The sequence below is a fragment of the Mesorhizobium sp. M0410 genome (assembly GCF_040321435.1).
Taxonomy (GTDB): Bacteria; Pseudomonadota; Alphaproteobacteria; order Rhizobiales; family Rhizobiaceae; genus Mesorhizobium.
Genome location: NZ_JAMYRN010000010.1, coordinates 124,195 through 151,132, shown reverse-complemented (window position 1 = coordinate 151,132; position 26,938 = coordinate 124,195). Strand labels below are relative to the sequence as shown.

Below are 26,938 nucleotides of genomic sequence, written 5' to 3'. Positions count from 1 at the left end.
AAACTAGGAGACGGCAAATGCTTTTTTCCCTCACGACCCAGGAATTGATGGAACGGCCCGACCTCTGGGAGGCAGTTCATCGTTTGCGTTACAGAGTTTTCGTCGAAGAGATGGGATGGACCGATCTGCAGCGCCCCGACGGCCTCGAGATCGATCAATTCGACCACGACGAGGCAGTGCACCAGATCGTCATCCGCAATGGCGAGCTCGCCGGTTACCAGCGGATGTTGCCGACGACTCGGGCACATCTTCTAACCGATGTGCTGGCGGACCTTTATGAGGGAACCCCACCGTCGGGCCCGAATGTCTATGAACTGACCCGCTATGCGGTTGCACCGGGGTTCCGCGACGGCCGGCGCGGCGTGTCGACGGTCGGCACGGAGCTGATCGCCGGCTTCGTCGAGTGGGGTCTGAAGCGCAACGTCAACCAGGTTATCATCGAATTCGAGCCGATGTGGGTGCTTCGCGCGCTGCAGCTGCATTTCCTGGCAACGCCGCTCGGTTACCAGCGTACCTATGGCAACCAGCAGGTGGTTGCCACACTGCTCACCTTCAACGAGCACACGCTCGACGTGGTGCGTTCGCGCCGCAACCACTTTGCGCCGGTGCTGGCCAGAGGGTACCCGGACATGCTCGGACAGAGACGCGCCTCGTGAGATTGGAGAGAGGCCATGAACGTTCATTCAAAAGCAGAATTCCGCAATCACACGCTGATCGTCACGGTATCGTCGGGTGACGGCCGCCCGGTGCTGGACAGGCTGGCCTATGAAAGCCTGGCCAGGACATTCCATGAAGCCGCTGCCGACGACCACGTCCGCGTCGTGGTCCTGCGCGGTCTGGCCGGGTGCTTCTGCCTCGGCGCCGATTTCTCCGAATTTCTCGACGCCACCAAACATCGGCGACTGATCGACGCCGTTACCGATATGTTTCGCACGCTGGCGACATTCCCGAAACCGGTCCTTGCCTGTGTCGACGGCGACGCCGTCGGCGTCGGCTGCACCATCCTGTTCCACTGCGACATGGTGATCGCCTCGAGCAAGAGCACGTTTCGGGTGCCGTTCGTCGATTTCGGCTTGGTGCCGGACGCGGCGACCAGCATCCTGGCGCCGCAGAAGCTCGGCTATGCCGGGGCGTTCCGCTTCTTCTGCCTGGGCGACACGCTCGCCGCCGAAGATGCCAGGGCACTGGGCCTTGTCGGCGAGATCGTGACGGACGCCAGCGTCGAGGAAGCCACGTTGGCAAGAGCCAGGCAACTCGCCAAGAAGCCTGTCGCGGCGCTGCAGCAGACGCGCGACCTGCTTAGGGGCGACACCGGCGCGCTCTGCGACCGCATCGACCAGGAGATCTCCCTTTTCCAGCAGGCGCTGCAGGACGACACTACGCTGAAGCGACTGCAGCGGATTGCCCGGCTGGCGGCATGACAGCCGCGTATCGATGAGGTGAGCTTATTTTTCGAGGAAAGTCGGCCCTTCGCCGATGATCTTCTTGTCCACCTTACCGATGACGTCGAGATCGCGGCCGTCATAGGGAAGCGACAGGAGAATGCGCTGCATGACGGCCAGCCGCGCGCGCCGCTTGTCGTTCGCCCGCACAATGATCCAGGGCGCGAACTCCTTGTGCGTGCGTTCCACCATCAGGTCGCGCGCCTTGGTGTAGTCGTCCCATTTGGTGATGCCGGCGATGTCGATCGGCGAAAACTTCCAGCTCTTCAGCGGGCTCCAGCGACGGTCGTGGAACCGCTCGAGCTGTGTTTCCCGGCCGATGTTCAGCCAGAATTTGAAGAAATGGATGCCTTCGTTGCGGATCATCCGCTCGAAATGCGGAACCTCGTCCAGAAATTGCTCGTGCTGCTCGGGCGTGCAGAATCCCATCACCGGTTCAACACCGGCGCGGTTGTACCAGGAGCGGTCGAAGGTGACGAATTCGCCCGACGTCGGGAAGTGGTCGACGTAACGCTGGAAGTACCATTGTCCAAGCTCGGTGGGTGTTGGCTTGGTCAGCGCCACGTTGCGCGCCGTGCGAGGGTTCAGATACTGGCGCAAAACGAAGATCGTGCCGCCCTTGCCGGCAGCGTCGCGCCCCTCAAACAGCGACATTACCCGCTTGCCTGTCGACTGCAGCCACGCCTGCGCCTTGACCAGCTCGATCTGCAGCTTCTCTAACCTCTCGTCATACTCCTCGCCCTTCATTTTCTTGTCGTAAGGGTAGCCGCCGGCGGTGAGCTTGCGGTCCTCGATCCAGTCGGGAAGCGTCGGAGCCTCGATGTCGAACTCCCGCTCCTTGCCGTAGATCATGATCTTCAGCGGCCCCGATGAAGCTGCAGTGGGGCTTTCTTTGGCGTTTTTCATCGAGACGAACCTTTCCAGCCTCCGGACTCATGCTATTGGAAGCCTTACGGCATCGGCCCGAAAATCGGAATCGATTTTCGGAAAGAACGATGCAGCAGATAATGCGGTAGAGCGTCCTTTGTGCGCCCAATTGGACGCACGGCGCTCTAGCGTCGGTCCAGCAGGAAGTTATTGAGCGTTGGCCGCACACGGAGCGCAGGCGACGGAGCGCAAATGGCCGATATCGGCACAGAGCGGAAAGGCAGGGCGCAAGCCGTCGCCATGCGGCTGTGGAACAGCCGCTGGCTGCTAGCGGCCGGCTTCGTTGCGGTTCTGATCGTTTATGGTTTTGCCGGCATGTCTGGCTATGTGGTGCTGCTGGCAGGCGCCGTGCTGGTTGCCGCGGCGATACTGCCGGCCGGCGTCGCCCGTCAATCGACCGAAAATGCCGCGGCCGTCGAGGCGAGCGGCTTGCAACAACTTTCCGGCGAATATCTCGCGGCAGCGGTTGCCGATCCGCTGATCATTTTCGATCGTTCCGCCGCCATCGTCCATGCCAACGCCGCCGCCTTTGCAGCCTTTGGCGGGATTGCCCCCGGCATGTCGCTGTCGCTGAAATTCCGCGCGCCCGAAATGCAGTCCTTGCTGGATAATATTTTGGCAGGCAACGTCGCATCGGACAGCGTCGACTACATAGAAAGGCTGCCGGTCGAACGAGCCTATCGGGTGAGCGCGTCTTCTGTCGGTCACGCCACGGATCTCTACGTGCTGGTGTTTAAGGACCAGAGCGAAGCGCGCCGGATCGACAGAATGCGCGCCGACTTCATTGCCAACGCCAGCCACGAGCTGCGCACGCCTCTCGCCTCGATTGCCGGCTTCATCGAGACGCTGCGCGGGCCGGCCCGCAACGACCCTGCGGCACGCGAGCAGTTCCTGCAGATCATGCAGAACCAGACCAGCCGCATGGCGCGCCTCATCGACGACCTTCTGTCGCTGTCACGGCTGGAGATGAAGCCCTATCTCAAGCTGGGAACCGAGGTCGATCTGCGCCAGGCCATCGACAGCGTAATCGATTCGCTTGGGCCGCTCGCAAAGGAAAACGGCGTCGTCATCGAGCGTGATTTCGCGGAAGGACCGCTCGCCGTGCCCGGCGATCGGGACGAGCTTTTCCAGGTCTTCGAAAACCTGCTGGAAAACGCCTGCAAATATGGTCAGTCGGGCGGACGCGTCGTGGTGTCGATCACGCGCAGCGACAGCGATACCGAACCGGGGATCGACGTCACTATCAGGGATTTCGGCCCCGGCATTCCCGAAGAACACATCCCGCGCATCACCGAACGCTTCTACCGCGTCGACGTCGAGAACAGCCGGACCCAGAAGGGCACCGGCCTTGGCCTATCCATCGTCAAGCATATCCTGACCCGGCACAACGCCAGGCTCTCCATCTGGTCGGAAGTCGGCAAGGGTGCGGCGTTCACCGTCCATTTGCCGGCTCGCTGACGCAGTACTATCTCTAGCCCATGATGGGCCGTTTCTTTTTTCTGTCATCCGGCTAGCGTATCAGCGGGGATTCGAGGGAGCGACTCAACCACAAGATCCCGGGAAGGCATTTGGTCCATGCAGTCCGTGCACATCGTCAGCGCCTATGACGAGGAGCTGAAATATCTGTCGAAGCGCATCGCGGCGATGGGCGGGCATGCCGAGCGCATGGTCGAGCAGGCCGTCGCGGCACTGGTCAATGCGGATCCGGGACTTGCCCAGAAAGTCATTCGAGACGACCTGGTTCTGGATGAGGGGCAGCGCGAGATCGACGACAAGGCGATCATCATCATCGCCAAGCGCCAGCCGATGGCGACGGATCTGCGCGAAATCGTCGGTGCGATCCGCATCTCGGCGGACCTCGAACGGGTAGGCGACCTCGGCAAGAACGTCGCCAAGCGAGTGGTTGCTGTCGCTGATGGGCGCCAGCCGAGCAGCCTGTTCCGCGGCCTCGAGGCTTTGGCTAATCTGGCGCTGACACAGCTAAAGGAAGTACTCGACGTCTACGCATCGCGGTCGGTGGAAAAAATCGGTTTCGTGCGCGACCGCGACGACCAGATCGATGCCATGTACACCTCGCTGTTTCGCGAGTTGCTGACTTACATGATGGAAGACCCACGCAACATCACGCCCTGCACGCATCTCCTGTTTTGCGCCAAGAACATCGAGCGCATCGGCGACCACGCCACCAACATCGCCGAGACGATCTACTATATCGTCACCGGGGACCAGATGCCGGCCGATCGTCCGAAGGGCGACAAGACGGACAAGGTTATTCTTCCCGCAACGCAACCAGCGAAATGAGTGTCTCTCGATACTAATGCGAATTTCGGATTCGCCACCTGACAGAAAATTGCGCTAAGCTTTCGACGCGCTGACTTCTCAGTTCCGCGATGAAGGCCCCGCCTCCAGGAGGCTGCGATGGAATATGTCCGCGAGTTTGCTCCTGCGCCGCCGATGTCGGGTATAATCGCTTGCGGCGTCTATACGGCTGGGCGGCGCATCGCCGACATTCCGATCGAGGAAGCCGGCGAATGGGCCGGGAAGCCGGGCCACGTGGTCTGGATCGGACTGCTGGAGCCCGACCGCAATTTGTTACTGCGCGTCCAGGCGCAATTCCATCTGCATGAGCTGGCGATCGAGGACGCCGAGCATCCGCACCAACGGCCGAAGATCGAGCAATATGGCGATGCCCTATTCATCGTTGCCCGCACGGCGCAGTTGATCGACAGCCGTGTCACCTTCGGCGAGACGCATCTGTTCGTCGGCGCCGGCTATATCGTCAGCGTCAGGCATGGCCCCTCGACCTCCTACGCCGCCGTTCGCCAGCACTGGGAAAGCTGTCCGCATTCCCTCGCCAAGGGCGAGGATTTCGTCCTCTACGCCATTCTCGATTTCATCGTCGACAACTACATGCCCGTGCTCGAGCAGATCGAAAACGAGGTCGAGGCGATCGAGGACAAGGTTCTGCTGAAACCGATGACCGGCTCCGATATCGAGCGGCTTTACATGCTGCGCCGCGATCTCTTGCGCCTGCGCAACGCTGCTCTGCCGCTGGTGGAGGTCTGCCGGCGGCTGACCAGCGCCGATCTGCCGCAAATCCACACAGCCATGCACCCGCTGTTTCGCGACGTCACCGACCATATCCGCACTGTCCAGGAAAAGATCGACAGCCTGCGTGAGGTTCTCGCTTTCGCCTTCGAGGCGAGCCTTCTGGTCGGTCAAAGCCAGGAGACGGCGATTTCCAAGAAGCTTGCCTCATGGGCCGCCATCTTGGCCGTGCCCACGGCATTCGCCGGCATTTATGGCATGAATTTCAGCGACATGCCGGAACTGAGGATGGAATATGGCTACCCGGCCGTCCTGGCGGCAATTGCCCTGATCTGCACGTTTCTTTACTGGCGGTTTCGCAAGAATGGGTGGCTGTAAGGGTAAGGGAATAGGCAGTAGCCAGTAGCCAGTAGAGAATAGGCAATACGGGAGTGAGTTGTTGGCGAAACGACCCTTGTGAAGCGCTATCTTCCCCTACTGCCTACTGCCTACTGCCTACTGCCTATCTATGCCGCCGCCGCTCCGATGCTGGCTGAAACGCCACGCGGGCGTGGTACTTGCAGTAGGGCCCGGTTTCGGCGGCGTCGTTGCCGCAGAAATGGAAATCTTCCGAAAGCGGATCGCCATTCGGCCATTTGCAGGTGCGCTCGTTCAGCTCGACGAGTTGCAGATGCCGCGAGATCGGCACGACGACGTTCTCGACCGGACGGATATAGTGGCGCGCCACCGGTTCGGCATCGAACTGCGCCTTGAGCGCGGTCGCACCGATCGACATCGACGTGGTGGCATGGCGCGTGGCGCTTGCTGCCCGAGACACCGATTTCTGGATCGTCGATCCCTGTACCGTCTTCTTCTGGCGTGCCGGTGAGGCGGTCGTGCGTCCGCGACCGGACAGTTTCAGCCGGTGCACTTTGCCGATGACGGCATTGCGGCTGACCCCGCCAAGCTGTGCGGCGATCTGGCTGGCGCTGAGGCCCTCCGACCACAATTTTCTGAGAAGTTCGACTCGCTCGTCAGTCCAGTTCATGAGACCGCGCTCCTGCTGAAACGTGCGGCAATCGGAATCCATTCCCGACCCGGCTTCTGCCGGGCAGACACCACATATATCGGGTGATTAGGTCCGCCGCACGAAATCTAGTTATTTCTCTACTACAATTACCTTATGCGCTGACTCGGTGACAAGAGTCCCAAGGCCAACACGAATCGGTTTTTTCGGTTTTCCCCAACTTGCCCGGTCGCTTATGAGCCGGCGTTATGCTGGAGGGCTTGCCGCACGTCCTTGCGCGACCTTTTCGTTGACTTCACGGCCGAAAAACACGATAAGCCACAAGGGCCGCCGCTTTGGCGGCTTTTTGATTTTTCCGGTTCCGGAGACGCATATAATGAGCGGTTCGGCGCTTTTCGAGACCTTTGTTCGCGCACCCCTGGCTTTCGACCACGGTGAAGGCACCTGGCTGGTCACCGATAAGGGCGAGCGATATCTCGATTTCGCCGGCGGGATCGCCGTCAATTCATTGGGCTACAGCCATCCGCATTTGGTCGCGGCCCTCACCGAGCAGGCCGCCAAGCTCTGGCACGTCTCCAATCTGTACGAGATTCCGGGACAGAGCCGGCTCGGCGAGCGGCTGGCCGACGCCAGCTTCGCCGACAAGGTGTTTTTCACCAATTCCGGCGCAGAGGCGCTCGAATGCGCCATCAAGACGGCGCGGCGCTACCACTTCGTCAAGGGCCATCCCGAGCGATACCGCACAATCACCTTCGAAGGCGCCTTCCACGGCCGTACCCTGGCGACCATCGCCGCCGGCGGCCAGTACAAATACCTGGAAGGTTTCGGTCCCAAGGTCGACGGCTTCGACCAGGTCGGCTTCGACGATGTGGATGCAGCCGAAAAGGCGATCACGCCTGAAACCGCGGCGATCCTGATCGAGCCGGTGCAAGGCGAGGGCGGTATCAGGCAAGTGCCGACACAATCGCTGAAGCGGCTCAGGCAGCTCTGCGATCAGCACGGACTGCTTCTGATTTTCGACGAGGTCCAATGCGGCGTCGGCCGCACCGGAAAGCTGTTTGCGCATGAATGGGCGGGCGTCACCCCCGACCTGATGGCGGTGGCCAAGGGCATCGGCGGCGGCTTCCCGATGGGTGCCTGCCTCGCCACCGACCAGGCGGCGGTCGGCATGACCGCCGGCGTGCACGGCACCACCTTCGGCGGCAATCCGCTGGCGATGGCGGTCGGCAACGCCGTGCTCGACGTGGTGCTGGAAGACGGCTTTCTCGAGGACGTCCGGCGCAAGGCGCTGCTGTTGAAGCAGGGGCTCGCCGGTGTCGCCGACGAATTTCCGGATGTTATCGAAAGCATCAGGGGCACCGGCCTGATGCTTGGGCTTAAATGCGCGATGCCCAACACCAAGGTCACGGTGGCACTGCGTGACCAGCATCTCTTGACGGTTCCGGCCGGCGACAACGTTATCCGCCTGCTGCCGCCTCTCACCGTCACTGACGCCGAGATCCACGAGGCGCTCGAGCGCATTCGTGCCGGCGCCAAGAGCCTGGCGGATGCCATCGTCGCTGCCGCTGCGAAGTAATCCTGGAATTCCTGATGTCCCTTCGCCATTTTACCGATCTTTCTGCCGTTTCCGAAGGCGATCTGCGCTTCATGCTCGACGACGCAGCTGTGCGAAAGGCAAGGCTCAAGGCCGGAGAACGCAGCAAGCCGCTCGAAGGCAAGGTGCTGGCGATGATCTTCGACAAGCCGTCGACGCGCACGCGCGTATCGTTCGACGTCGGCATGCGGCAGTTGGGTGGCGAGACGATCATGCTGACCGGCACCGAGATGCAGCTTGGCCGCTCGGAGACCATTGCCGACACGGCCAAGGTGCTGTCGCGCTATGTCGATGCCATCATGATCCGCACCACCTCGCATGACCGGCTGTTGGAACTGACGGAAAACGCTACGGTCCCCGTCATCAACGGGCTGACCGACGAGACCCATCCCTGCCAGCTGATGGCCGACATCATGACCTTCGAAGAGCACCGCGGTCCGGTGGCCGGCAAGACGATCGCCTGGACCGGCGACGGCAACAACGTGCTGCATTCGCTCCTGGAGGCATCTGCGCGGTTCCAATTCAAGCTGAACGTCGCCGTGCCCGAGGGCAGCGAACCGGCTCAGAAGCATGTCGACTGGTCGAAAGCCAATGGCGGCAAGCTGAAATTCACCCGCTCGCCCGAGGAGGCCGTTCACGAGGCCGACTGCATCGTCACCGACTGCTGGGTGTCGATGGGCCAGGAGCACCGTGCCCGCGGCCACAATGTCTTCCTGCCCTATCAGGTCAATGCGGCACTGATGGCGAAAGCCAAGCCGGACGCGCTGTTCATGCACTGTCTGCCGGCGCATCGCGGTGAGGAGGTTACCGACGAGGTCATCGACGGACCGCATTCTGTGGTGTTCGATGAGGCCGAGAACCGGCTCCATGCCCAGAAGGCGGTCCTGGCCTGGTGCCTGGGCGCTTGATACGGGCCGCGATGATCCGGGCCGGCCTGATCTGCGCCGCCTTGATCCGGGCCGCCTTGATCTGGGCCGCCTTGATCCGGGAGTGGGTGGTGCCTATCTCAGGCGCATCACGCAAATCGAGCGCGTCTCGTCGCATGCGCCCCGGAGGGCGGCATCGCCGCGCCCCGGAGCTTTGTCATGTTGGAAACTCATCAATTGGCTGAACATAAACCCAAGCTCGGCGAATTCGGCTACGCCGGCGACGATCATGTCTTGCCGTTCGAGGTCGGCCCGCTCGACGTGCGCGGCCGCACCGTCCAGCTCGGGCCGATGCTCGACGCCATTCTCAGCCGCCACGACTATCCCGAGCCGGTCGCCCGGCTCCTGGCCGAAGCCTGTGTGCTGACGGTACTGCTCGGAACTTCGCTGAAATTCGAGGGCAAGTTCATTCTGCAGACCCGCACCGACGGGCCGGTCGACATGCTGGTCGCCGATTTCTCCACGCCGCACGCGCTGCGCGCTTATGCCCGCTTCGATGCCGACCGGCTGCAGGCTTTGACTTCTGCCGGCGAGACGTCACCGCAGACGCTGCTCGGCAGCGGCGTCCTGGCGCTGACCATTGACCAGGGCGCTCACACGCAGCGCTACCAGGGCATCGTCCAGCTCGACGGCGTCACACTGGAAGATGCCGCACGCACCTATTTCCGCCAGTCGGAGCAGATTCCGACGGACCTCCGCCTTTCGGTTGCCAAGCTTCTGACGCCCGGCGTCGGCGGTGCCCGCGAGCAATGGCGGGCCGGTGGCCTGCTGGCGCAATTCCTGCCGCAGTCGGCGGAGCGTATGCGCGTACCCGACCTTCCCGGTGGCGACGGCGATCCGCGTGAGGAAATCCATGACCCGACCGACAATTCCTGGCAGGAGCTGCTGGCGCTGCTTGGTACCATTGAACCGACCGAGCTGATCGATCCGACGATCGGCGCCGAACGGCTGCTTTACCGGCTTTTCCACGAGCATGGCGTCCGCGTGTTCGGCGGCGTGCCGGTCGCCGACCAGTGCTCATGCTCGAGGGAGAAGATCCGCGGCATTCTCGAAGGCTTTTCCGCCGAGGAGATCAGGGACAGCACCGAGGATGGCAGCATTCACGTCGCCTGCGAATTCTGCTCGAAGCAATATGACTTCGACCCGGCGGAGTTTGCAGCGGCTGGATGACGGCCCTCAATTGACGGTGCGCCGCGTGCCCGGCAAATCGAGCGAGAAGGCGGGGATGGCGACGTCGAACGTCTCGCCCCGCTTGTTGCGCATTGTGTAGTGCCCGACCATGATGCCGGACGGGGTCGAGAGCGGGCATCCGGACGTATACTGATAGCTGTCGCCGGGGTTGAGTCCGGGTTGCTCGCCGACGACCCCGGTGCCGCGCACTTCCTCGACTTTGCCGGTACCGTCGGTGATGTGCCAGTAGCGTGAAAGAAGCTGCACGAACTCATCCGACTGATTGTCGATGGTCACCTGGTAGCCCCAGACATAGCGGTTTTGCGGCGGATCGGAGTGATCCTCCAGATAGAACGGCCTGACCTGCACTTCGATGTTGCGGGTGACGGCGCTGTACATAAACTGCTCCAAAGCAATGTAGATGGAACTTTCGATGCTCAGCGCAGTTTGGTCAACGATGCGCAGCATCTTCTTGCCCGATCTCAAGCGCAGGTGCCGAAAAACAATGTCATTTGAGTGACACATGACAATGATGGTGTGCAGGCTTGTGCCGGACGACTCAGCGTTCTGTCGAATTGTTGAAAACGGCTGTCATGCGGCCGGCATTTCTGGAGTGACCAGATCTCGATGGAACCGACATACGCAGCCGCCCTCCTTTCCATAGCCCTCCTTCTTTCAAATCTCGCCAGCATCCTGTTAGCTTCGCAGAAGCTGAAGCGACCAGCCAGTATTGCACCGCCCGCGGCCAACGCGCCGCCGGTATCGATCGTCATCCCGGCGCGCGGCGTCGAGCCGTTTGCCGAAGAGACGCTGGAGCGCGCCTTCTCACTCGACTGGCCGCGCTACGAACTCATCTTCTGTGTCGCCCATGCCGACGACCCGGTGGTCAAGCCGATCACCGCCGCAATGGCGCGCTTTCCAGCTATTCGCGCCCGCCTTCTGGTCGGTGACGACCGCATCAGCGGCAATCCAAAACTCAACAATTGCGTGAAGGGTTGGGAGGCGGCGCGTTATCGCTGGGTCATCCTTGCCGATTCCAACGTGCTTATGCCGAGCGACTACGTCCAGTACCTGATGGCGGCGTGGCGGCACGACACTGGCCTCGTCTGCTCGACGCCGATCGGCTCGCGGCCGGACGGCTTCTGGGGGGAGGTCGAATGCGCCTTTCTCAACACGCTGCAGGCACGCTGGCAGTACGCTGGAGAGGCGCTCGGCCTCGGCTTCGCCCAGGGTAAGAGCATGTTGTGGAACAAGCCAATGCTCGATGCCAATGGCGGCATCCGCGCGCTTGCCGCCGAGATCGCCGAGGACGCCGCCGCGACCAAGCTGGTCAATGGGCTCGGACTGCGGGTCAATCTTGTCGCCTCTCCCTTCGAACAGCCGCTCGGCCGGCGCACGCTTGGCGAGATCTGGTCACGGCAGGCGCGCTGGGCGCGGCTGCGCCGCGTCACCTTTGCACTGTTCTTTGCCCCCGAAATCCTGATCGGCGCGGCACCGCCGCTAGTGCTTGCACTGATCGCTGCGGCTGACGCCGGCGTCAGCCTGCCGGCAACCGCCATCGCCGTGCTGGTCGCGGCCTACCTGCCGGAATGCGCCTTGGCCTCGGCCAAGGGATGGCACCTGTCGCCGCGCACGATCCCGGCGATGATGGCACGAGACCTGATGCTTCCCGCCATTTGGGCGCGCGGATGGCTGAGCGGCGCCGTCGACTGGCGCGGCAACGTGATGACTATCCAGACAAAGACTGTCGCGGAGCTGGAAGAGACCCCGTCCGGCGCCTGATCGGCACGTCCCCGCTGCCTCTGTTCGGCCCGCCCTTATCCGGCAACTCTCAGTGCCTGCTCGATGTCTTCGAGCAGGTCGTCGGCGTCCTCAAGGCCGACTGACAGCCTGAGCGTTCCCGGTCCGATGCCGAGCTCGGCGCGGGCTTCATCAGTCAAGTTCTTGTGTGTGGTCGTCGCCGGATGGGTGATCAGGCTCTTGGCGTCGCCGAGATTGTTGGAAATCAGCACGACGTCGAGTGCGTTCTGGAAGGCAAAGGCCGCCTGCTTGCCGCCCTTCACATCGAAGCAAATCAGCGTCGAGCCGCCTGACATCTGCTTCTTGACCACGGCCGCTTGCGGGTGGTCGGCGCGGCCGGGATAGATGACGCGGGCGATTTGCGGGCGCTCGGCCAGGAAATCCGCGATGCGGCCGGCACTTTCCGTCTGCTGGCGTACGCGTAGCGGCAGCGTCTCCAGGCCTTTCAGCAGCGTCCAGGCATTGAAGGGCGAGAGGCTGGGGCCGGTGTGGCGGAAATAGTCATGCAGATTCTCGTCGATCCATTTCTTGTCCGACAGAACGATGCCGCCAAGACAACGCCCCTGGCCGTCAATATGCTTCGTGGCCGAATAGACGACGATGTGGGCGCCGAGCTGCAGGGGTTTCTGCTGCAAGGGCGTAGCGAAGACATTATCGACGATCAGCCTGGCGCCGATCGAATTGGCAAGTGCCGCGACGGCGGCAATGTCGACTACCTCCAGCGTTGGATTGGTAGGGCTTTCCAGGAAAAACAGTTTGGTGTTTGGCTTGACCGCCTTTTCCCAATTGGCGATGTCGGTGCCGTCGACCAGCGTTGCCTCAATGCCGTATTTCGGCGCCAGCGTCTCGATCACCCAGCGGCAGGAGCCGAACAGCGCGCGCGCCGCCACGATATGGTCGCCCGCCTTGGCGCTACACAGCAGTGCTGCCGTCACCGCCGCCATGCCGGATGCCGTCGCGCGCGCGTCCTCGGCTCCTTCCAGCGCGCACATGCGTTTCTCAAACATGTCGACCGTCGGATTGGCATAGCGCGAATAGATGAAGCCCGGCTCCTCGCCCTTGAAGCGGGCCTCCGCCGCTTGCGCCGTCTCGTAGACATAGCCTTGGGTGAGATACATCGCCTCGGAGGTCTCGCCGAAGCCGGAACGCAGCGTCCCGGCATGCACGAGTGCGGTCTGAGGCTTCCAGTCGCGCTTCTTGGTCATCATTCCATCCAAACACCAAAATTGGTCCAAACAACAAAAAACCGGCCGCGAAAGTCGCAACCGGTCCATATGGCCTTGCGGCCGACGGTCCTTTAGCGACTTGTTTAACGTGGCTGCAAGCCGACCGGCCAAATCACCACGGGATAACGAGCTTTAGACCCGCGCCACGCTTGCGTCAATTGCCGGCATGATTAAGAGGGTTGTACCAAGCAGGTGCCAAAGGCGTCCACGGTCGGACCTGCGACAGAACAAGACCTCGCCCGGCCTTCGAACGGAGCCAGACCCTTGCGGCAGACAGGCATTCTTCCCGATCAGCATATTTCCGAGCTGTTCCAGACGGGCGCGCTGAAATCGCCGCGCATGCTCGATGCCGATCAGATCCAGCCGGCCAGCCTTGACCTCAGGCTCGGCGACAAGGCCTGGCGAGTGCGTGCTTCCTTCTTGCCCGGCCCGGACCACAGGGTTGTCGACAAGCTCGACCGGCTGAAGCTGCACGAGATCAACCTCGCCGAAGGTGCGGTGCTGGAAACCGGCTGCGTCTACATCGTGCCGCTGCTCGAAAGCCTGGCGCTGCCCGCCCATATTTCCGCCTCCGCCAACCCGAAAAGCTCGACCGGACGGCTCGATATCTTCACCCGCGTAATGACCGACCGTGGCCACGAGTTCGACAAGATCGCCGCTGGCTATGAAGGCCCGCTCTATCTGGAGGTCAGCCCGCGCACTTTCCCGATCATCGTGCGGACCGGCTCGCGGCTGTCGCAGATCAGGTTCCGCACCGGCAATGCGCTCTTGTCGGAAAGCGAGCTGCACGAGTTGCACCGCGCCGAAATGTTGGTCGCCACCGAACCACCCAACATCTCAGGCGGCGGAATCGCGCTGTCGATCGATCTCGACGGCGACAAGGACGGGCTGGTCGGCTATCGCGGCAAGCACCACACCGGCCTGGTCGACGTCGACAAGCGCGCCGCGCAGGATGTCGTCGATTTCTGGGAGCCGCTCTACAAAAGCGGCGCCGGCGAGCTGGTGCTCGATCCGGACGAATTCTACATCTTGGTGTCGCGCGAGGCGGTCCATGTGCCGCCACTCTACGCCGCCGAAATGACGCCTTTCGACCCGCTGGTCGGCGAGTTCCGCGTCCATTATGCCGGTTTCTTCGACCCGGGTTTCGGCCATTCGGCGTCGGGCGGCACCGGCAGCCGGGCGGTGCTCGAGGTGCGTAGCCACGAAGTGCCGTTCATCCTCGACCACGGCCAGATCGTCGGACGGTTGGTCTACGAGCACATGCTGAAACGGCCGCAGGCGCTCTACGGCACAGATCTCGGCTCGAACTATCAGGCGCAGGGCCTGAAACTGTCCAAGCATTTCCGCGCCGCGCGATGAGTTTGGAACTGCCAATCTCCCCCACGAGGGGGGAGATCACGCTGTCATCGACGCCTCAAAGCGCCTTCACCGCCACCTTCACCGGCTGCTCGATTTCAAGCGGGTTGCGCAGCGGCAGGCCGAAATCCTGCGCCTCGATTTCGAATACGTCACCGGCCTCGGTCCTGATGCCGTCGGCGAAGGACAGTGTTGCCGTGCCGAACATGTGTACATGCACATCACCCGGCTGGCGGAAGGCCGAGTATTTGAAGTGGTGATGCTCGAGATTGCCAATGGTGTGCGACATGTTCGCCTCGCCCGACAGGAACGGCTTTTCCCAAAGCAGCTTGCCGTCGCGCAGGATGCGTGAAGCGCCGCGGATATCGGACGGCAGGTCGCCGATCAGGATCTCCGGGCCGAACGAAGCGTTACGCAGCTTGGAATGGGCGAGGAAGAGATAGTTCACACGCTCGGTGACGTGGTCGGAAAACTCGTTCGACAGGGTGAAGCCGACGCGGAATGGGGCGCCGTCGTCGCCGATCACATAGATACCGGCGATTTCCGGCTCCTCGCCGGCATCCTGGGCGAAGGCCGGCGACACAAGCGCCGCACCGGGCGCCACCGCCATAGTGCCGTTGCCCTTGTAGAACCATTCCGGCTGCACGCCGATCTGGCCCTTCGCCGGCTTGCCACCCTCAAGCCCCATGCGGAACATCTTCATGGAATCGGTCAGCTGTTCCTCGCCGTCCGTGCTGAGCTTCTTGTGCATGGAATCGCGGGTCGCGGCGGAGCCGAGATGCGTCAGCCCGGTGCCGGTGAGATGGAGATGCGCCGGATCGGGATGGTTGATCGGCGACAGCAGTCGTCCCTTCTTGTAGGCTGCGTCCAGATCGATGGTTTCGCCGAAGCCCTTGCGCTCGATCAGGGCGACAAGCCCGCTGCCGGTGCGCGCGGCTTCCATCGCCAGCGAATAGACGCTGCGCGCGCCGTTGATGACGCGGGTCTTGCCGCCGTTGCGGGCAACGACGCGGATCGTCTCGGCGTCGTCGAGGATCTGTGAGATCAGCATGGTAACCCTCTCTGAATTGCGGGCTTGGCGTGCCTTTCTTGGCAAACCCTGCCCGGCGCGGCTCGGACCGTTGTCCGCGCCTCGATTGAAATTCTTCGTCCGGATTGCGCTCGCGGATCAGGTCCCTCGAGGGACTTCTTTGCGCCGCCCGGCAGCGCCGCGATGTGACCCGTATGCCTCCTGGTTGCCTCTCAAGCCTTGTTCTTGTTGTAGACGTCGAAGACGACGGCGCCGAGCAGCACCAGGCCTTTGACCACCTGCTGCCAGTCGACATTGACGCCCATGATCGACATGCCGTTGTTCATGACGCCCATGATGAAGCCGCCGACCACCGCGCCGATGACCTGGCCGACGCCGCCCATCGCCGAAGCGCCACCGATGAACACCGCGGCGATGACGTCGAGCTCGCTGCCGAGGCCGGCCGCCGGCACAGCCTGCCCCAGGCGCGCTGCGATAATCAGGCCGCCGAGTGCCGACAGCACGCCCATATTGATGAACACCATCAACGTCAGCCGTTCGGTCTTGATGCCCGATAGCTGGGCTGCCTTGGCATTGCCGCCCATCGCATAGATGCGGCGGCCGATCGTCATGCGTTTGGTAACGAAGACGAACAACGCGATCAGCACACCCATCACCATGAGAACGATGGGGAGGCCCCTATAGGTGGCGAATTGGTAAACGAGAAACAGCGCCAGCGCGCTGATCACCAGGGTCTTGACGACGAACAGCGAGAAGGGCTCGGCTTCGTAGCCATGCTTCTCGCGGGTGCGCCGTGCCCTGAGCCCGAAATAGGCATAGGCGAGCACGGCGACGAGGCCGATCACGATCGTCGTCAGGTGCAGCGTGAGGCCGCTGCCGACAATGGTTTTGCCGGCGGCGTTCACGGTTGGCGGTATCAGTGTCAATGGGCCGATCAGGTCCGGAATGAAGCCGGAACTGAGCGCCTTGAAGCCGACTGGAAGCGGCCCCACGGAAGACCCGCCACCGAGCAGCGCCTGGCAGATGCCGCGGAAGATCAGCATGCCCGCCAGCGTGACGATAAAGCTCGGTATTCGGTGATAGGCAATCCAGTAGCCTTGTGCCGCGCCGATCGCACCACCGACGATCAGGCAGATGATCGACACCACCAGCGGATTGCTCAATGGGCCAAGCGGCCAGATGACCATCATCATCGCCGCCAGTGCGCCGATGAAGCCGGCGACTGAGCCGACGCTGAGATCGATATGGCCCGAAACGATCACCAGAAGCATGCCCAGCGCCATCACGATGATGAAGCTGTTCTGCTGCACGAGATTGCTGAGGTTCACCGGCTTGAACAGCGTTCCGGACGTGGTGAACTGGAAGAACACCATGATTGCGATCAACGCCAGCACCAACCCGTATTCGCGCAGATTGGTGACCAGCGCCGAGACGGCAATGCGAGGTGCCTGTTGTATATCCTGGGCGACGCCGGTTTGCGGCCCGGGAGCGCTTTCGGTGCTCATGATGCTTTCCCTTCTCCACGGACGATGGCGCGCATGATCTTTTCCTGGCTGGCGTCGCTCGCCGCCATTTCGCCGACGATGCGTCCTTCGTTCATGACGTAGATGCGGTCGGTGATGCCGAGCAGTTCGGGCATTTCCGACGAGATGACGATGATTGCCTTACCCTCGGAGGCGAGACGCGCGATGATCGTATAGATTTCATATTTGGCGCCGACATCGATACCGCGTGTCGGCTCGTCGAGGATCAGCACTTCCGGATTGGCGAACAGCCATTTCGACAGCACCACCTTCTGCTGATTGCCGCCAGAAAGGTTGCCGGTCATCTGGTAGACGCTTGAGGCGCGGATATTGGTCCTGCCGCGATAATCGTTGGCGACGGAAAGCTCGCGCAAATCCTCGATCACGCCATGGCGCGAGACGCCGGGCAGGTTGGCCAGCGTGATGTTATGCTTGATATGGTCGATCAAGTTGAGACCGTAGGTCTTGCGGTCCTCCGTAACATAGGCGATGCCGTGTTCCACCGCCTTGCTCACCGAAGAGACATCGATCGGCTTGCCGTTAAGGAACACCTCGCCCGTGATGCGACGGCCATAGGACCGGCCGAACAGGCTCATGGCAAACTCGGTCCGGCCGGCGCCCATCAGCCCGGCAATGCCGACCACCTCGCCCTTGCGGGCGTTGAGGTTGATGCCCTTGATGACCTGCCGCTCGGCATGGATGGGATGGTAGACCGACCAGTTTTTCACTTCGAGAACGGTCTCACCGATCTTCGGCTCTCGCGGCGGGTAGCGGTCGTCGAGCGAACGGCCGACCATCGACGTGATGATGCGGTCCTCCGAGATGTCCTTCTTGGCCAACGTCTCGATGGTCCGGCCGTCACGGATGATCGTGACCTTGTCGGCGACCCGGTTCACCTCGTTGAGCTTGTGGGAGATCAGGATCGAAGTGATGCCCTGCCGCTTGAATTCGAGCAGCAGATCGAGCAGCGCCTGGCTGTCCTTTTCGGACAGGCTCGCCGTCGGCTCGTCCAGAATGAGCAGCTTCACTTCCTTGCTGAGCGCCTTGGCGATCTCGACCAGCTGCTGCTTGCCGACGCCGATATTGGTGATCAGCGTGTTGGGGTCTTCCTTGAGGCCGACCTTCTTGAGCAGGGCGCTGGTGCGCGTCTCGTTGGCATTCCAGTCGATGACGCCGTATCTGGCCTGCTCGTTGCCGAGAAATATGTTTTCGGCGATAGACAGCATCGGCACCAGCGCAAGCTCCTGGTGGATGATGACGATGCCCTTGCGCTCGCTGTCATGGATGCCTTTAAAATGGCACTCATCGCCGCGATAGATGATCTGGCCGTCATAGGTGCCGGACGGATACACACCCGACAGCACCTTCATCAGCGTCGACTTGCCGGCGCCGTTCTCGCCGACCACGGCATGGATCTCGCCTTCCTCGACCATGAGCTTGACGTTCGACAGCGCCTTGACGCCTGGAAACGTCTTGGTGATGTCGCGCATCTCCAAAATCGTCGATGCCATTGAGAATACCACTCCTGCGAGGTCCGCAAACAATACCGGGCTGGCTCGCCAACGAAAAGGGGCCCTGCCTGCGCAGGACCCCAGGCTTTGTAACCGCGATTACTTCAGTTCTTCGGCCTTGATGTAGCCGGAGTCGACCACCAGCGCCTGGTAGTTCGACTTGTCGACGTCATGCGGCGTCAACAGGATCGAGGGAACGACCTTGACGTCGTTGTTGTAGGTCGTGGTGTCGAGGCCTTCCGGCTTGCCGCCCGAGAGCACCTTGTCGACGAGTTCGACCGTCGCCTTGGCGAGTTCGCGGGTGTCCTTGAACACGGTCGAATACTGTTCGCCGGCAATGATCGCCTTGACCGAAGCGGTCTCGGCGTCCTGTCCGGTGACGATCGGCCATGGCTGATCGGCAGTGCCGTAGCCTACGGCACGCAGCGAAGCGATGATGCCGCGCGACAGGCCGTCATAGGGCGAGAGCACGCCATCGACGCGGCTGCCGTCCGAGTAGTTGGCGGAGAGCAGATTGTCCATGCGGGCCTGGGCGGTTGCCGCCAGCCAGCGCAGCGTGCCGACCTTGTCCATGCCCATCTGGCCGGACTTCACGACGAGGGTCTTGTCGTCGATCAGCGGCTGAAGAACCGACATGGCGCCGTTATAGAAGAAGAACGCATTGTTGTCGTCCGGCGAACCGCCGAACAGCTCGATGTTGAACGGACCCTTCTTCTCGGGATAGCCGAGGCCCTTGAGCAGCGATTTTGCCTGGATGACGCCGACGCCGAAATTGTCGAAGGTGGTGTAGTAATCGACATTTGGCGTCTTCTTGATCAGGCGGTCGTAAGCGACGACGACGACGCCTGCGTCATTCGCCTTCTGCAGCGCATCGCCCATCGTGGTGCCGTCGATCGAAGCGATGATCAGCGCCTTCGGGCCCTTGGTGATTTCGTTTTCCAGCTGGCTGAGCTGGTTCGGAATGTCGTCCTGCGCGTATTGCAGGTCGACAGTGTAGCCCAGAGCCTCGAGCTGGGACTTGACGGCGTCGCCATCGTTGATCCAGCGCTGCGAGGTCTTGGTGGGCATCAGCACGCCGACCAGGCCTTCGCCCGCCTGCGCCGGCAGCGTCATAGCCGCGATGCCTAGGGCCGCGACGGCGGCCAGTGTCTTGATAATCTTCACATTAACTCTCCCTGGTTGATGGACGCGTACCCTTGGGTTTCGTGGGCCGCGCAATCGTGCAGGAGCGCCAAAGGCGCCGCTGCCGTCAATCGATCTCCGGTATCCTCCCAATCGGCCCCGAAACTCTGGGTTCAATCGATACGAGTTTTCTCTCGTCGCCGATCGTCAAGTGTCAGGACGCGCGAAGGGTGTGTCGCTTTGCCATAACTGTCAAATGCGATCTTTGATGGTTGCTATATCGAGACTGATATGGCTTAGGCTAGTGAGGACGCTGCCGGATTTTGCCGGGGCGCCGGGCGTGCGAGTAGGGAAAAATCATGGCGGCGCTGCGAAATCCTGGCGGAATATCAGCCGGTTACGATGAAATCCCGGGCGATGGCGGAACCTTGCTGCGCAGCGGCTTGAGCCTGCGTCACATGCGCATGATCGCAGCCCTCGACGAGCACGGCCGGGTGAGCGCCGCGGCCCAGGTCATGAACATCTCGCAGCCGGCGGCCTCGCGCATGATCGCCGAGATGGAGGCCGTGCTCGATGTCAAGCTCTGCGAAAGGCTGCCGCGCGGCATCACGCTGACGCCCTATGGCAAGGCGTTGGCACGGCGCGCGCGATCGATCCTGCTCGAGATGCGCGAGGTCGACCGTGAGATTTTCGAGCTCAAGGCGGGCAAGGGCGGCTCGGTGTTCCTGGGAGCGGTAACAGCACCGGCGATCGAGCTGGCGGTACCGGCGATCCGCGAGATCCGGCGCCTCTATCCGCGCATCGAAATCACCATGCAGGTCGAGACCTCGAACGTGTTGGCGCGCGAGCTGATCGCCTCGCGCCACGATTTCATCATCGCCCGCATCCCCGACGACCTCAATCCGCGGCTGTTCGAAGCCCGCGTCATCGGCGTCGAGAAGGCCTGCCTGATCGTGCGCCGCGGCCACCCGCTGACCAAGGGCAAGGTGGTGCGGCTGGAAGACACCGCCGCCTATGACTGGGTTTTCCAGTCGGGCGGCTCGCCGCTGCGCCAGGCGATGGAGAGCAACTTTCTGAACCGAAATATCGCGTTGCCGGACCGCATCCTCAATACCAGCTCGCTGCTATTGACTCTGGTCATGGTCGCGCAATCCGACGCCATCGCGCCGGTTTCGATCCAGGTCGCGAAGTTCATCCAGAACCCGGAAGGCCTGGCCGGCGCCATCGATGTTGTCCAGACCGAGTTCGACATCGAGGTCAGACCCTACAGCCTGATCACGGTGAAGAACCGCGCGCTGTCGCCGGCAGCCAAGATGCTGCACGATTTCATTTTGCGAGAGGTGGGCTGAGGCTTGGAGCGAATAGCGGGGCGCATTCCGTGGCCCCGAGCGGCGCCGGTGCACGTTGGCAATAGCGAGGATGCTCAAAAAAGCCCGCCAGCAGAAGCCAGCGGGCAAAGGGTAGACATTCCGGTTGGGGTCATTCGAGGCCCCGCCGACCCTCAATGTGAAATATTCCAGGAACCGGTACATCGGCCAAACAGATGAAAGGCGGCCAGCCGGGTTGCAAAAAACTGCCTATAAATCCGCTGGTTTTCAGATTGGCCAAAACAAGTGCAATGCACTGGGGCAAAAGCTGGAGCGGGTAGCGGGAATCGAACCCGCGCGTTCAGCTTGGGAAGCTGACAAGCTACCATTACATCATACCCGCGCTGGTTCCTCCGATATCATGGCCCGGCGCCGATGCGCAATCCCGGTTTGAGGGCTCGGCTTGATGCAGGGCTGTCAACTGCGTATTTCTGGGCATGTGCCCGAATCGCGGCACCCGACTGTGGAGACAGGCCTTGTCCGCACTGAACCGCTTTCTCGGCGATACGCCGCTCCGGGTGATCCTTAAGCTGCTTGTGGTGTCGTTCCTCGTCGGCTTGGTCATGAATGCCTTCGGCTGGTCGCCGATGGACGTGCTTTACGGCATCCGCAAATTCTTCATCGACCTGTGGAACTTGGGCTTCCACGCCATCGACCGTTTCCTCGGCTACATCCTGCTCGGTGCTGCAATCGTCGTGCCGGCCTTCATCCTGCTCAGGATCGCCAATTTCAGGAAGTGAATTTCAGGCGTATTCCGCAGCCAGCTCGAACAGGATGGCGTGGCGTGCGGCGAGTGCTGCGACATCCGCCGAATAGCCGCCGCCGATGACCCCGCACACCGGGATATCGAGCGTGCGGAAATGGCGGATCACCATATCGTCACGGGCGCGCAGCCCGTCATCCGTGAGCGACAACCTGCCGAGCCGGTCCTCGACATGGACATCGACGCCGGCATTGTAGAAGACGAGGTCCCAGCGCCTTCGCGCCGACAGCTCCGGCAGGATGGCGTCCAGCCGCTCCAGATAGGCTGCATCGCCGGCGCCGTCGGGCAGGGCGACATCGAGGTTGGAGGCGATCTTGCGTGCGGGGTAGTTGCGGTCGCCATGCATCGAGAAGGTAAACACGCGCGGCTCGTCGTTCAGGATATCCGCCGTGCCGTCGCCCTGATGCACGTCGAGGTCGACGACCAGGATGTTTTGGGCGGCACCTTCGGCGAGCAGCACCAGCGCGGCAACCGCCACGTCGTTGAAGGTGCAGAAGCCGGCGCCTTGCGCGCGCCGCGCGTGATGACTGCCGCCGGCCGTGTTGCAAGCGATTCCGTTCAGCAAAGCCAGCCGCGCCGCCATCACCGTGCCGGCCGTTGCGAGCTGCGCCCTCAGCGAAACCCGCGGTCCCACGGGAAAGCCGATCTCGCGCTCGATCCTCACCGGCACGTCGCAGGCAAGCACCTGGTCGACATAGTCTGCCGCGTGGGCAAGCTTCAGCCATGATGGCCGCGCCACCGCTGGTGTGTTGAGCGCTTCGGGCTGCGCCAGGCCGCGCGCCCGCAAGGCATCCATCAGCAGCGGATATTTGCTCATCGGGAAGCGGTGGTTGACCGCGAAGCCGGCGTCGTAGTCGGGATGATGAACGATCTGCAAGGGCATGGGACGGGCGGTGCGCCAGAGGCGGGTTTCGGTTGACCATAGCGGGGTGGATGGTTGCGCGAGGTCCCCAAATTGGGGCACATCGGCCAGCCGATCAAGCCGCAACAGGAAGCAACACGCGTTTGGAGCAGGCTTTACCCACCGAAGCCCACGCCACCGAAGCCAGGGCCTTCGTCGTCACCAACCGCTCGGTGCTCGCCATCGCCGTGCCGATGACGCTCGCCTATCTGACGACGCCGTTGCTCGGAATCGTCGACACGGCGGTGGTTGGGCAGTTCGGCGATGCCGCCCTTCTCGGCGGCCTGGCGGCCGGCGCCCTGATCTTCGACGTCGTTTTCACCACCTTCAACTTCCTGCGCTCCGGCACCACCGGCCTCGTCGCCCAGGCCTTCGGGCGCGGCGATGCGCTGGAGGAGCAGGCGGTGTTCTGGCGCGCCGTGCTGATCGCGGTCGTCGCCGGCGTCGTGCTTGCCGCGCTTGCGCCGCTGGTTTCCGCCGCCGGGCAATGGTTCATCGGCGCCGAACCGCGCGTCAGCGCGGCGATGGACGTCTATATCCGCATCAGGATGCTCGCAGCACCGTTCTCGCTGATCAATTACGCCATCCTTGGCTACGTGCTTGGGCGCGGCGAGGGCGGGCTTGGGCTGATGCTGCAATTGATATTGAACGGCATCAACATCGCCCTTTGCTTCCTGCTTGGCCTGGAGCTCGGCTGGGGCGTTGCCGGCGTTGCCTGGGCAACGGTCACCGGCGAATTCGTCGCCATGCTGCTTGGTCTCGCCATTGTCGGCCGGCGCTTTTGGGCAGCGCCCACGCTGCCGCGCCACCGCGTCCTCGATTTGCCGGCATTCCTGCGCATGATGTCGCTCAATCGCGATATCATGATCCGCTCCTTTTCGCTGCTCGCCGCCTTTGCGCTGTTCACGCGCCAAGGCGCGCAGTTCGGCACACTGACGCTGGCCGCCAACGCTGTGCTGATGAACCTATTCTTGGTTGCCGGCTATTTCCTCGATGGTTTCGCCACTGCCGCCGAGCAGCTCGCCGGCCGCGCCATTGGAGCGCGCGCCGCCACCGCCTTTAACCAGGCGGTGCGGCTGACGCTGCTTTGGGGGCTCGGTCTGGCGGGCGCGGCGACGCTCTTCGTCCTGCTGGAGGGCACCGATCTCGTCGCCCTGATCACGACCTCGACGGACGTCCGCGCCATTGCCGACATCTACTTGCCATGGGCGGCGTTCACCGCGCTCAGCGGCGTGCTGGCTTTCGAGATGGACGGTGTCTTCATCGGCGCAACATGGTCGCGCGACATGCGCAACATGATGCTGGTGTCGTTCCTGTCGTTCAGCGCCGCCCTGCTGATTCTGGTGCCGGCCTTCGGCAATCACGGCTTGTGGGCGGCGTTGCATGTCTTCCTGCTGGTACGCGGCTTCAGCCTGCTCGCCATATTGCGGCTGCGGGTGCGCACCGCCTTTAACTAATCGCTAAAGCGGTTTCACCGCCCATTGATCGAGGCGGCTGTCGCGAAGCTCGCGCAGCGACTTCAGCCCTTGACTGTCCATGAAACGAGCCATGCCGGAAAGAATGCGCCCCGGCAGCGCGGGCCCAGCATAGATCATGCCGGTATAGAGCTGCACGAGATCGGCGCCGGCGCGGATCTTTTCCAGGGCCGTCTCGGCGGAATCAACGCCGCCGACGCCGATGATAGTGGTATCCGGGCCAAGCAGTTTTCGCATCCTTGCCAGCACGATGGTCGAGCGCTCGAACAAGGGTTTCCCCGAAAGACCGCCGGCCTCGCCGGCAAGGCCGGCGTTGCGCAGGCCGGATCGCGCGATCGTGGTGTTGGAGACGATGAGGCCGTCAATCTGCTTCTCGGTGAGCTCGGCGGCGATGTCCTCCAACTCGGCCTCGACCAGGTCCGGCGCGATCTTGAGGAAGACCGGTGGTTTCGCGGATGCTGCCGGACGCGCGGCCATGACACGCGACAGGAGTTCGCCAAGCTGTTCGCGTGCCTGCATGTTGCGCAGGCCCGGCGTGTTCGGCGAGGAGATGTTGATTGCCAGATAACTGGCATATCGCGCAAACCGGACCACGCCGCGTTCATAGTCACTGACGCGGTCGGTGCTGTCCTTGTTGGCGCCGATGTTGACGCCGACGATGCCGGCGCGGCCCTTGCGGGCAGCAAGACGCTTTTCCGCGGCGGCGTGGCCTTCATTGTTGAAGCCCAGCCGGTTGATCACTGCCCCGTCCGAAGGCAGCCGGAAGATGCGCGGCTTCGGATTGCCCGTCTGCGGCAGCGGCGTGATCGTGCCGACCTCGGCGAAGCCGAAGCCGAGGCCGAGCAGCGCGTCCGGCACTTCGGCATTCTTGTCGTAACCCGCGGCCATGCCGAGCGGGTTCGGAAAATCGAGCCCGCAGATGCGTGTCTTCAACCTGTCGTCTCGCAAAGGGCGCCCGGCGACCGGCAGGCCGCATCTCAGCGCGGCAATCGACAGCCCATGCGCGGTTTCCGGATCGAGCGTGAACAGCAGTTTTTGGCCGATCCGGTCGAACGCGCTCATTCGGCCTCCAGCGCCGGGAATTCATGCCGGCCGTGGGCGCCGAGCGGCAATGCCTGCACCGAAACGACCGCATCGAGGCTGAGCGCGTCGTAAAGATGCGGGAACAAGGCGCCGCCGCGCGAGACTTCATATTTCAGCGCATCGCCAAGGTGCGCGCCGTCGACGGCGACCAGCAGCAACCCGCCCTGGCCGGCGAAATGTTTGGCCGCCGTTTCCCGAACCTGCCCGGCGGTGGAAAAATGGATGAAACCGTCGGCGACGTCGATCGGCGCGCCGGTGAAGCGGCCTTCCCTTTCGGCCTCGCGCCAAAGCGCCTCGGGAACTATCTTGTAGATGATCTCGGACATGGTTGCGCTATAGTCCGAACCGACCACGCGGGGAAGGGCAGGCCCGTGTTCTTCCCCATTTCAGGTTCGTCCCCATTTCAGGCGCAAACTGTGATAGATTGCGCTGACTGGCTCATGGAGGAAAACATGCGTCTGAAACACGTTTTGATCCCCGCAGCACTGGTCTCGCTTACAGCGGCGTCGGCCTTTTCCGAGGAAGCCGATCGCTACCGGTTGGAAAAATCGGCCAATGGCTATGTCCGCATGGATACGCAAACCGGCGCCATGTCGCTCTGCGAGGAGCGCTCCGGTCAGCTTGTCTGCAAGACGGCGGCCGACGAACGTGCCGCCTTCCAGGATGAGGTCGACCGGCTGCAAAATTCGGTGAAGGCGCTCGACGAACGCGTCGCCAAGCTCGAAAATTCGCTTGCCGCACGTCTCGAATCGACTTTGCCCAGCGAGGAGGATTTCAACAAGACGATGGGCTACATGGAGCGCTTCCTGCGTAGCTTTATGGACATCGTCAAGGACATGGACAAGGACGAAGACGGCGCCAAGCCCAATTCGCAAAAGACCTAGGCAATTCGCAACAAGACCTGGGGCGGGAATAGCAAGCCGGCCACGCCGAACAGCAGGCATGGCGTTATGATCGTTCAGATCCTGCAAGGCGGAAAATCGCCAACGGGATTCGGGGAGGGAATCACCGTTGGGCTACACATTCGTCATTGCCGACGATCATCCGCTTTTTCGCGGTGCATTGAGGGAGGCACTCGCGGGCATCGGAGACGTTGCCGCCATTCACGAGGCCGGCGATTTCGAAAGCGCCAAGGCGCTGGTCCTGGCCAATGAGGATGTCGATCTGGTGCTGCTCGATCTCTCGATGCCGGGGGCAAGCGGTCTTTCCGGCCTGATTTCGTTGCGCGGCATCCATCCGGCGGTGCCAATGATGGTGGTCTCGGCGCATGACGATCCGGTGACGATCCGGCGCGCGCTCGATCTCGGCGCCTCCGGCTTCATCTCCAAATCGGCCAGCATGGAGGAGATCCGCAATGCGGTGCAGTCGGTGCTCGCAGGTGATATCGCGGCGCCCGCCGGGGTCGATCTCGGCGTCGAGCGCGATCCCGAGATTTCCGACCTGATCAAGCGGCTGCAGGCGCTGACGCCCCAGCAGACGCGCGTGCTCGGCATGGTGGCAGAAGGACTGCTCAACAAGCAGATCGCCTATGAGCTCGGGGTCTCCGAAGCGACGATCAAAGCGCATGTCTCGGCTATCCTGCAGAAGCTCGGCGTCGACAGCCGCACCCAGGCGGTCATCCTTTTGTCAAAAATAGGCAGCGACCCGCTGCAGACGGCCGGCTGATCC

26 protein-coding genes, 1 tRNA gene and 1 riboswitch are annotated in these 26,938 nt (G+C 62.4%); of the genes, 15 read left to right on the top strand and 12 right to left on the bottom strand.

The window, feature by feature from the left end; all coding sequences use genetic code 11:
• Positions 1 to 17 precede the first annotated feature (17 nt).
• Positions 18 to 656: an acyl-homoserine-lactone synthase gene (locus NKI63_RS17150; RefSeq protein WP_023677342.1), complete on the top strand. Its 639-nt coding sequence runs from the start codon at positions 18 to 20 to the stop codon at positions 654 to 656.
• A gap of 15 nt (positions 657 to 671) precedes the next feature.
• A complete protein-coding gene (locus tag NKI63_RS17145) occupies positions 672 to 1,421 on the top strand; it encodes an enoyl-CoA hydratase-related protein (protein WP_352506182.1) in 750 nt (249 codons plus the stop codon).
• 24 nt (positions 1,422 to 1,445) lie between these two features.
• Here NKI63_RS17145 and ppk2 read toward each other — a convergent pair whose 3' ends face one another.
• Positions 1,446 to 2,348 carry a polyphosphate kinase 2 gene (gene ppk2, locus NKI63_RS17140; protein ID WP_352506183.1) on the bottom strand — a complete coding sequence of 301 codons (903 nt, stop codon included), beginning with the start codon at positions 2,346 to 2,348 and terminating at the stop codon, positions 1,446 to 1,448.
• Positions 2,349 to 2,561: 213 nt separating this feature from the next.
• On the opposite strand from ppk2, the gene NKI63_RS17135 reads away from it, so the two are divergent.
• The 3 genes from NKI63_RS17135 to NKI63_RS17125 all read left to right on the top strand — a co-directional run bounded on the left by NKI63_RS17135 (position 2,562) and on the right by NKI63_RS17125 (position 5,795).
• Positions 2,562 to 3,827 carry a sensor histidine kinase gene (locus NKI63_RS17135; RefSeq protein WP_352506184.1) on the top strand — a complete coding sequence of 422 codons (1,266 nt, stop codon included), beginning with the start codon at positions 2,562 to 2,564 and terminating at the stop codon, positions 3,825 to 3,827.
• 117 nt (positions 3,828 to 3,944) lie between these two features.
• The gene (phoU, locus tag NKI63_RS17130; protein WP_352506185.1) at positions 3,945 to 4,670 is read left to right on the top strand and encodes a phosphate signaling complex protein PhoU; all 726 of its coding nucleotides are present in this window, start codon (positions 3,945 to 3,947) and stop codon (positions 4,668 to 4,670) included.
• Positions 4,671 to 4,787: 117 nt separating this feature from the next.
• Complete coding sequence (locus NKI63_RS17125; RefSeq protein WP_023677347.1) at positions 4,788 to 5,795, top strand: magnesium and cobalt transport protein CorA; 1,008 nt, start codon at positions 4,788 to 4,790, stop codon at positions 5,793 to 5,795.
• Between the two features lie 124 nt (positions 5,796 to 5,919).
• Here NKI63_RS17125 and NKI63_RS17120 read toward each other — a convergent pair whose 3' ends face one another.
• Positions 5,920 to 6,444, bottom strand: a complete 525-nt coding sequence (locus NKI63_RS17120) for a GcrA family cell cycle regulator (RefSeq protein ID WP_352475925.1) — start codon at positions 6,442 to 6,444, stop codon at positions 5,920 to 5,922.
• A gap of 355 nt (positions 6,445 to 6,799) precedes the next feature.
• On the opposite strand from NKI63_RS17120, the gene NKI63_RS17115 reads away from it, so the two are divergent.
• The 3 genes from NKI63_RS17115 to NKI63_RS17105 all read left to right on the top strand — a co-directional run bounded on the left by NKI63_RS17115 (position 6,800) and on the right by NKI63_RS17105 (position 10,113).
• Positions 6,800 to 7,999, top strand: a complete 1,200-nt coding sequence (locus NKI63_RS17115) for an aspartate aminotransferase family protein (RefSeq protein WP_352506186.1) — start codon at positions 6,800 to 6,802, stop codon at positions 7,997 to 7,999.
• Between the two features lie 14 nt (positions 8,000 to 8,013).
• On the top strand, positions 8,014 to 8,925 hold the full coding sequence (argF, locus tag NKI63_RS17110; RefSeq protein ID WP_352506187.1) for an ornithine carbamoyltransferase: 912 nt from the start codon (positions 8,014 to 8,016) through the stop codon (positions 8,923 to 8,925).
• A gap of 177 nt (positions 8,926 to 9,102) precedes the next feature.
• Complete coding sequence (locus tag NKI63_RS17105; protein WP_352506188.1) at positions 9,103 to 10,113, top strand: Hsp33 family molecular chaperone; 1,011 nt, start codon at positions 9,103 to 9,105, stop codon at positions 10,111 to 10,113.
• Positions 10,114 to 10,119: 6 nt separating this feature from the next.
• Here the strand turns inward: NKI63_RS17105 and apaG are convergent, their stop codons facing one another.
• Positions 10,120 to 10,512: a Co2+/Mg2+ efflux facilitator ApaG/CorD gene (gene apaG / locus NKI63_RS17100; protein WP_352506189.1), complete on the bottom strand. Its 393-nt coding sequence runs from the start codon at positions 10,510 to 10,512 to the stop codon at positions 10,120 to 10,122.
• A 228-nt stretch (positions 10,513 to 10,740) separates the two neighbouring features.
• Here apaG and NKI63_RS17095 point away from each other — a divergent pair, with 228 nt between their 5' ends.
• Entirely contained in the window at positions 10,741 to 11,895 is a 1,155-nt protein-coding gene (locus NKI63_RS17095; protein WP_352506190.1) for a ceramide glucosyltransferase, read from the top strand.
• A 35-nt stretch (positions 11,896 to 11,930) separates the two neighbouring features.
• On the opposite strand, the gene NKI63_RS17090 is transcribed toward NKI63_RS17095, so the two are convergent.
• Positions 11,931 to 13,121, bottom strand: a complete 1,191-nt coding sequence (locus NKI63_RS17090; RefSeq protein WP_352506191.1) for an O-succinylhomoserine sulfhydrylase — start codon at positions 13,119 to 13,121, stop codon at positions 11,931 to 11,933.
• Positions 13,122 to 13,190: 69 nt separating this feature from the next.
• A riboswitch (SAM riboswitch) is annotated at positions 13,191 to 13,268 on the bottom strand.
• Between the two features lie 135 nt (positions 13,269 to 13,403).
• On the opposite strand from NKI63_RS17090, the gene NKI63_RS17085 reads away from it, so the two are divergent.
• Positions 13,404 to 14,498, top strand: a complete 1,095-nt coding sequence (locus NKI63_RS17085; RefSeq protein ID WP_352506192.1) for a 2'-deoxycytidine 5'-triphosphate deaminase — start codon at positions 13,404 to 13,406, stop codon at positions 14,496 to 14,498.
• Positions 14,499 to 14,553: 55 nt separating this feature from the next.
• On the opposite strand, the gene araD1 is transcribed toward NKI63_RS17085, so the two are convergent.
• From araD1 to chvE, 4 genes are all read right to left on the bottom strand, one after another.
• Entirely contained in the window at positions 14,554 to 15,546 is a 993-nt protein-coding gene (araD1, locus tag NKI63_RS17080; protein ID WP_352475920.1) for an AraD1 family protein, read from the bottom strand.
• Between the two features lie 191 nt (positions 15,547 to 15,737).
• Positions 15,738 to 17,030, bottom strand: a complete 1,293-nt coding sequence (mmsB, locus tag NKI63_RS17075) for a multiple monosaccharide ABC transporter permease (protein ID WP_352506193.1) — start codon at positions 17,028 to 17,030, stop codon at positions 15,738 to 15,740.
• Positions 17,027 to 18,559: a multiple monosaccharide ABC transporter ATP-binding protein gene (gene mmsA / locus NKI63_RS17070; RefSeq protein WP_352506194.1), complete on the bottom strand. Its 1,533-nt coding sequence runs from the start codon at positions 18,557 to 18,559 to the stop codon at positions 17,027 to 17,029. Before mmsA ends, mmsB begins: the two co-directional genes overlap by 4 nt.
• A gap of 99 nt (positions 18,560 to 18,658) precedes the next feature.
• Positions 18,659 to 19,723, bottom strand: coding sequence for a multiple monosaccharide ABC transporter substrate-binding protein (gene chvE / locus NKI63_RS17065; protein WP_023719486.1), 1,065 nt, complete (start codon positions 19,721 to 19,723; stop codon positions 18,659 to 18,661).
• A gap of 317 nt (positions 19,724 to 20,040) precedes the next feature.
• On the opposite strand from chvE, the gene NKI63_RS17060 reads away from it, so the two are divergent.
• Entirely contained in the window at positions 20,041 to 21,030 is a 990-nt protein-coding gene (locus tag NKI63_RS17060; RefSeq protein WP_352475919.1) for a LysR family transcriptional regulator, read from the top strand.
• A gap of 287 nt (positions 21,031 to 21,317) precedes the next feature.
• Here NKI63_RS17060 and NKI63_RS17055 read toward each other — a convergent pair.
• Positions 21,318 to 21,391: transfer RNA gene (locus tag NKI63_RS17055), tRNA-Gly, on the bottom strand.
• Between the two features lie 133 nt (positions 21,392 to 21,524).
• Between NKI63_RS17055 and NKI63_RS17050 the strand changes: the two genes are divergently transcribed.
• Positions 21,525 to 21,788: a DUF6460 domain-containing protein gene (locus tag NKI63_RS17050; protein ID WP_352475918.1), complete on the top strand. Its 264-nt coding sequence runs from the start codon at positions 21,525 to 21,527 to the stop codon at positions 21,786 to 21,788.
• Between the two features lie 3 nt (positions 21,789 to 21,791).
• Here the strand turns inward: NKI63_RS17050 and NKI63_RS17045 are convergent, their stop codons facing one another.
• Positions 21,792 to 22,694 (bottom strand): histone deacetylase family protein, encoded by a 903-nt coding sequence (locus tag NKI63_RS17045; protein ID WP_352822466.1) that lies wholly within the window; start codon positions 22,692 to 22,694, stop codon positions 21,792 to 21,794.
• Positions 22,695 to 22,744: 50 nt separating this feature from the next.
• On the opposite strand from NKI63_RS17045, the gene NKI63_RS17040 reads away from it, so the two are divergent.
• Positions 22,745 to 24,169 carry an MATE family efflux transporter gene (locus NKI63_RS17040; protein WP_352822582.1) on the top strand — a complete coding sequence of 475 codons (1,425 nt, stop codon included), beginning with the start codon at positions 22,745 to 22,747 and terminating at the stop codon, positions 24,167 to 24,169.
• A 3-nt stretch (positions 24,170 to 24,172) separates the two neighbouring features.
• On the opposite strand, the gene NKI63_RS17035 is transcribed toward NKI63_RS17040, so the two are convergent.
• Both NKI63_RS17035 and NKI63_RS17030 read right to left on the bottom strand, forming a co-directional pair.
• Positions 24,173 to 25,249 carry a quinone-dependent dihydroorotate dehydrogenase gene (locus tag NKI63_RS17035; RefSeq protein ID WP_352822464.1) on the bottom strand — a complete coding sequence of 359 codons (1,077 nt, stop codon included), beginning with the start codon at positions 25,247 to 25,249 and terminating at the stop codon, positions 24,173 to 24,175.
• A complete protein-coding gene (locus tag NKI63_RS17030; protein ID WP_352738442.1) occupies positions 25,246 to 25,596 on the bottom strand; it encodes a DUF952 domain-containing protein in 351 nt (116 codons plus the stop codon). Before NKI63_RS17030 ends, NKI63_RS17035 begins: the two co-directional genes overlap by 4 nt.
• Positions 25,597 to 25,722: 126 nt before the next feature.
• Here NKI63_RS17030 and NKI63_RS17025 point away from each other — a divergent pair, with 126 nt between their 5' ends.
• Both NKI63_RS17025 and NKI63_RS17020 read left to right on the top strand, forming a co-directional pair.
• Positions 25,723 to 26,154, top strand: a complete 432-nt coding sequence (locus NKI63_RS17025) for a hypothetical protein (protein WP_352738444.1) — start codon at positions 25,723 to 25,725, stop codon at positions 26,152 to 26,154.
• 127 nt (positions 26,155 to 26,281) lie between these two features.
• Entirely contained in the window at positions 26,282 to 26,935 is a 654-nt protein-coding gene (locus NKI63_RS17020) for a response regulator transcription factor (RefSeq protein WP_352738446.1), read from the top strand.
• The last annotated feature ends 3 nt before the right edge of the window (positions 26,936 to 26,938 follow it).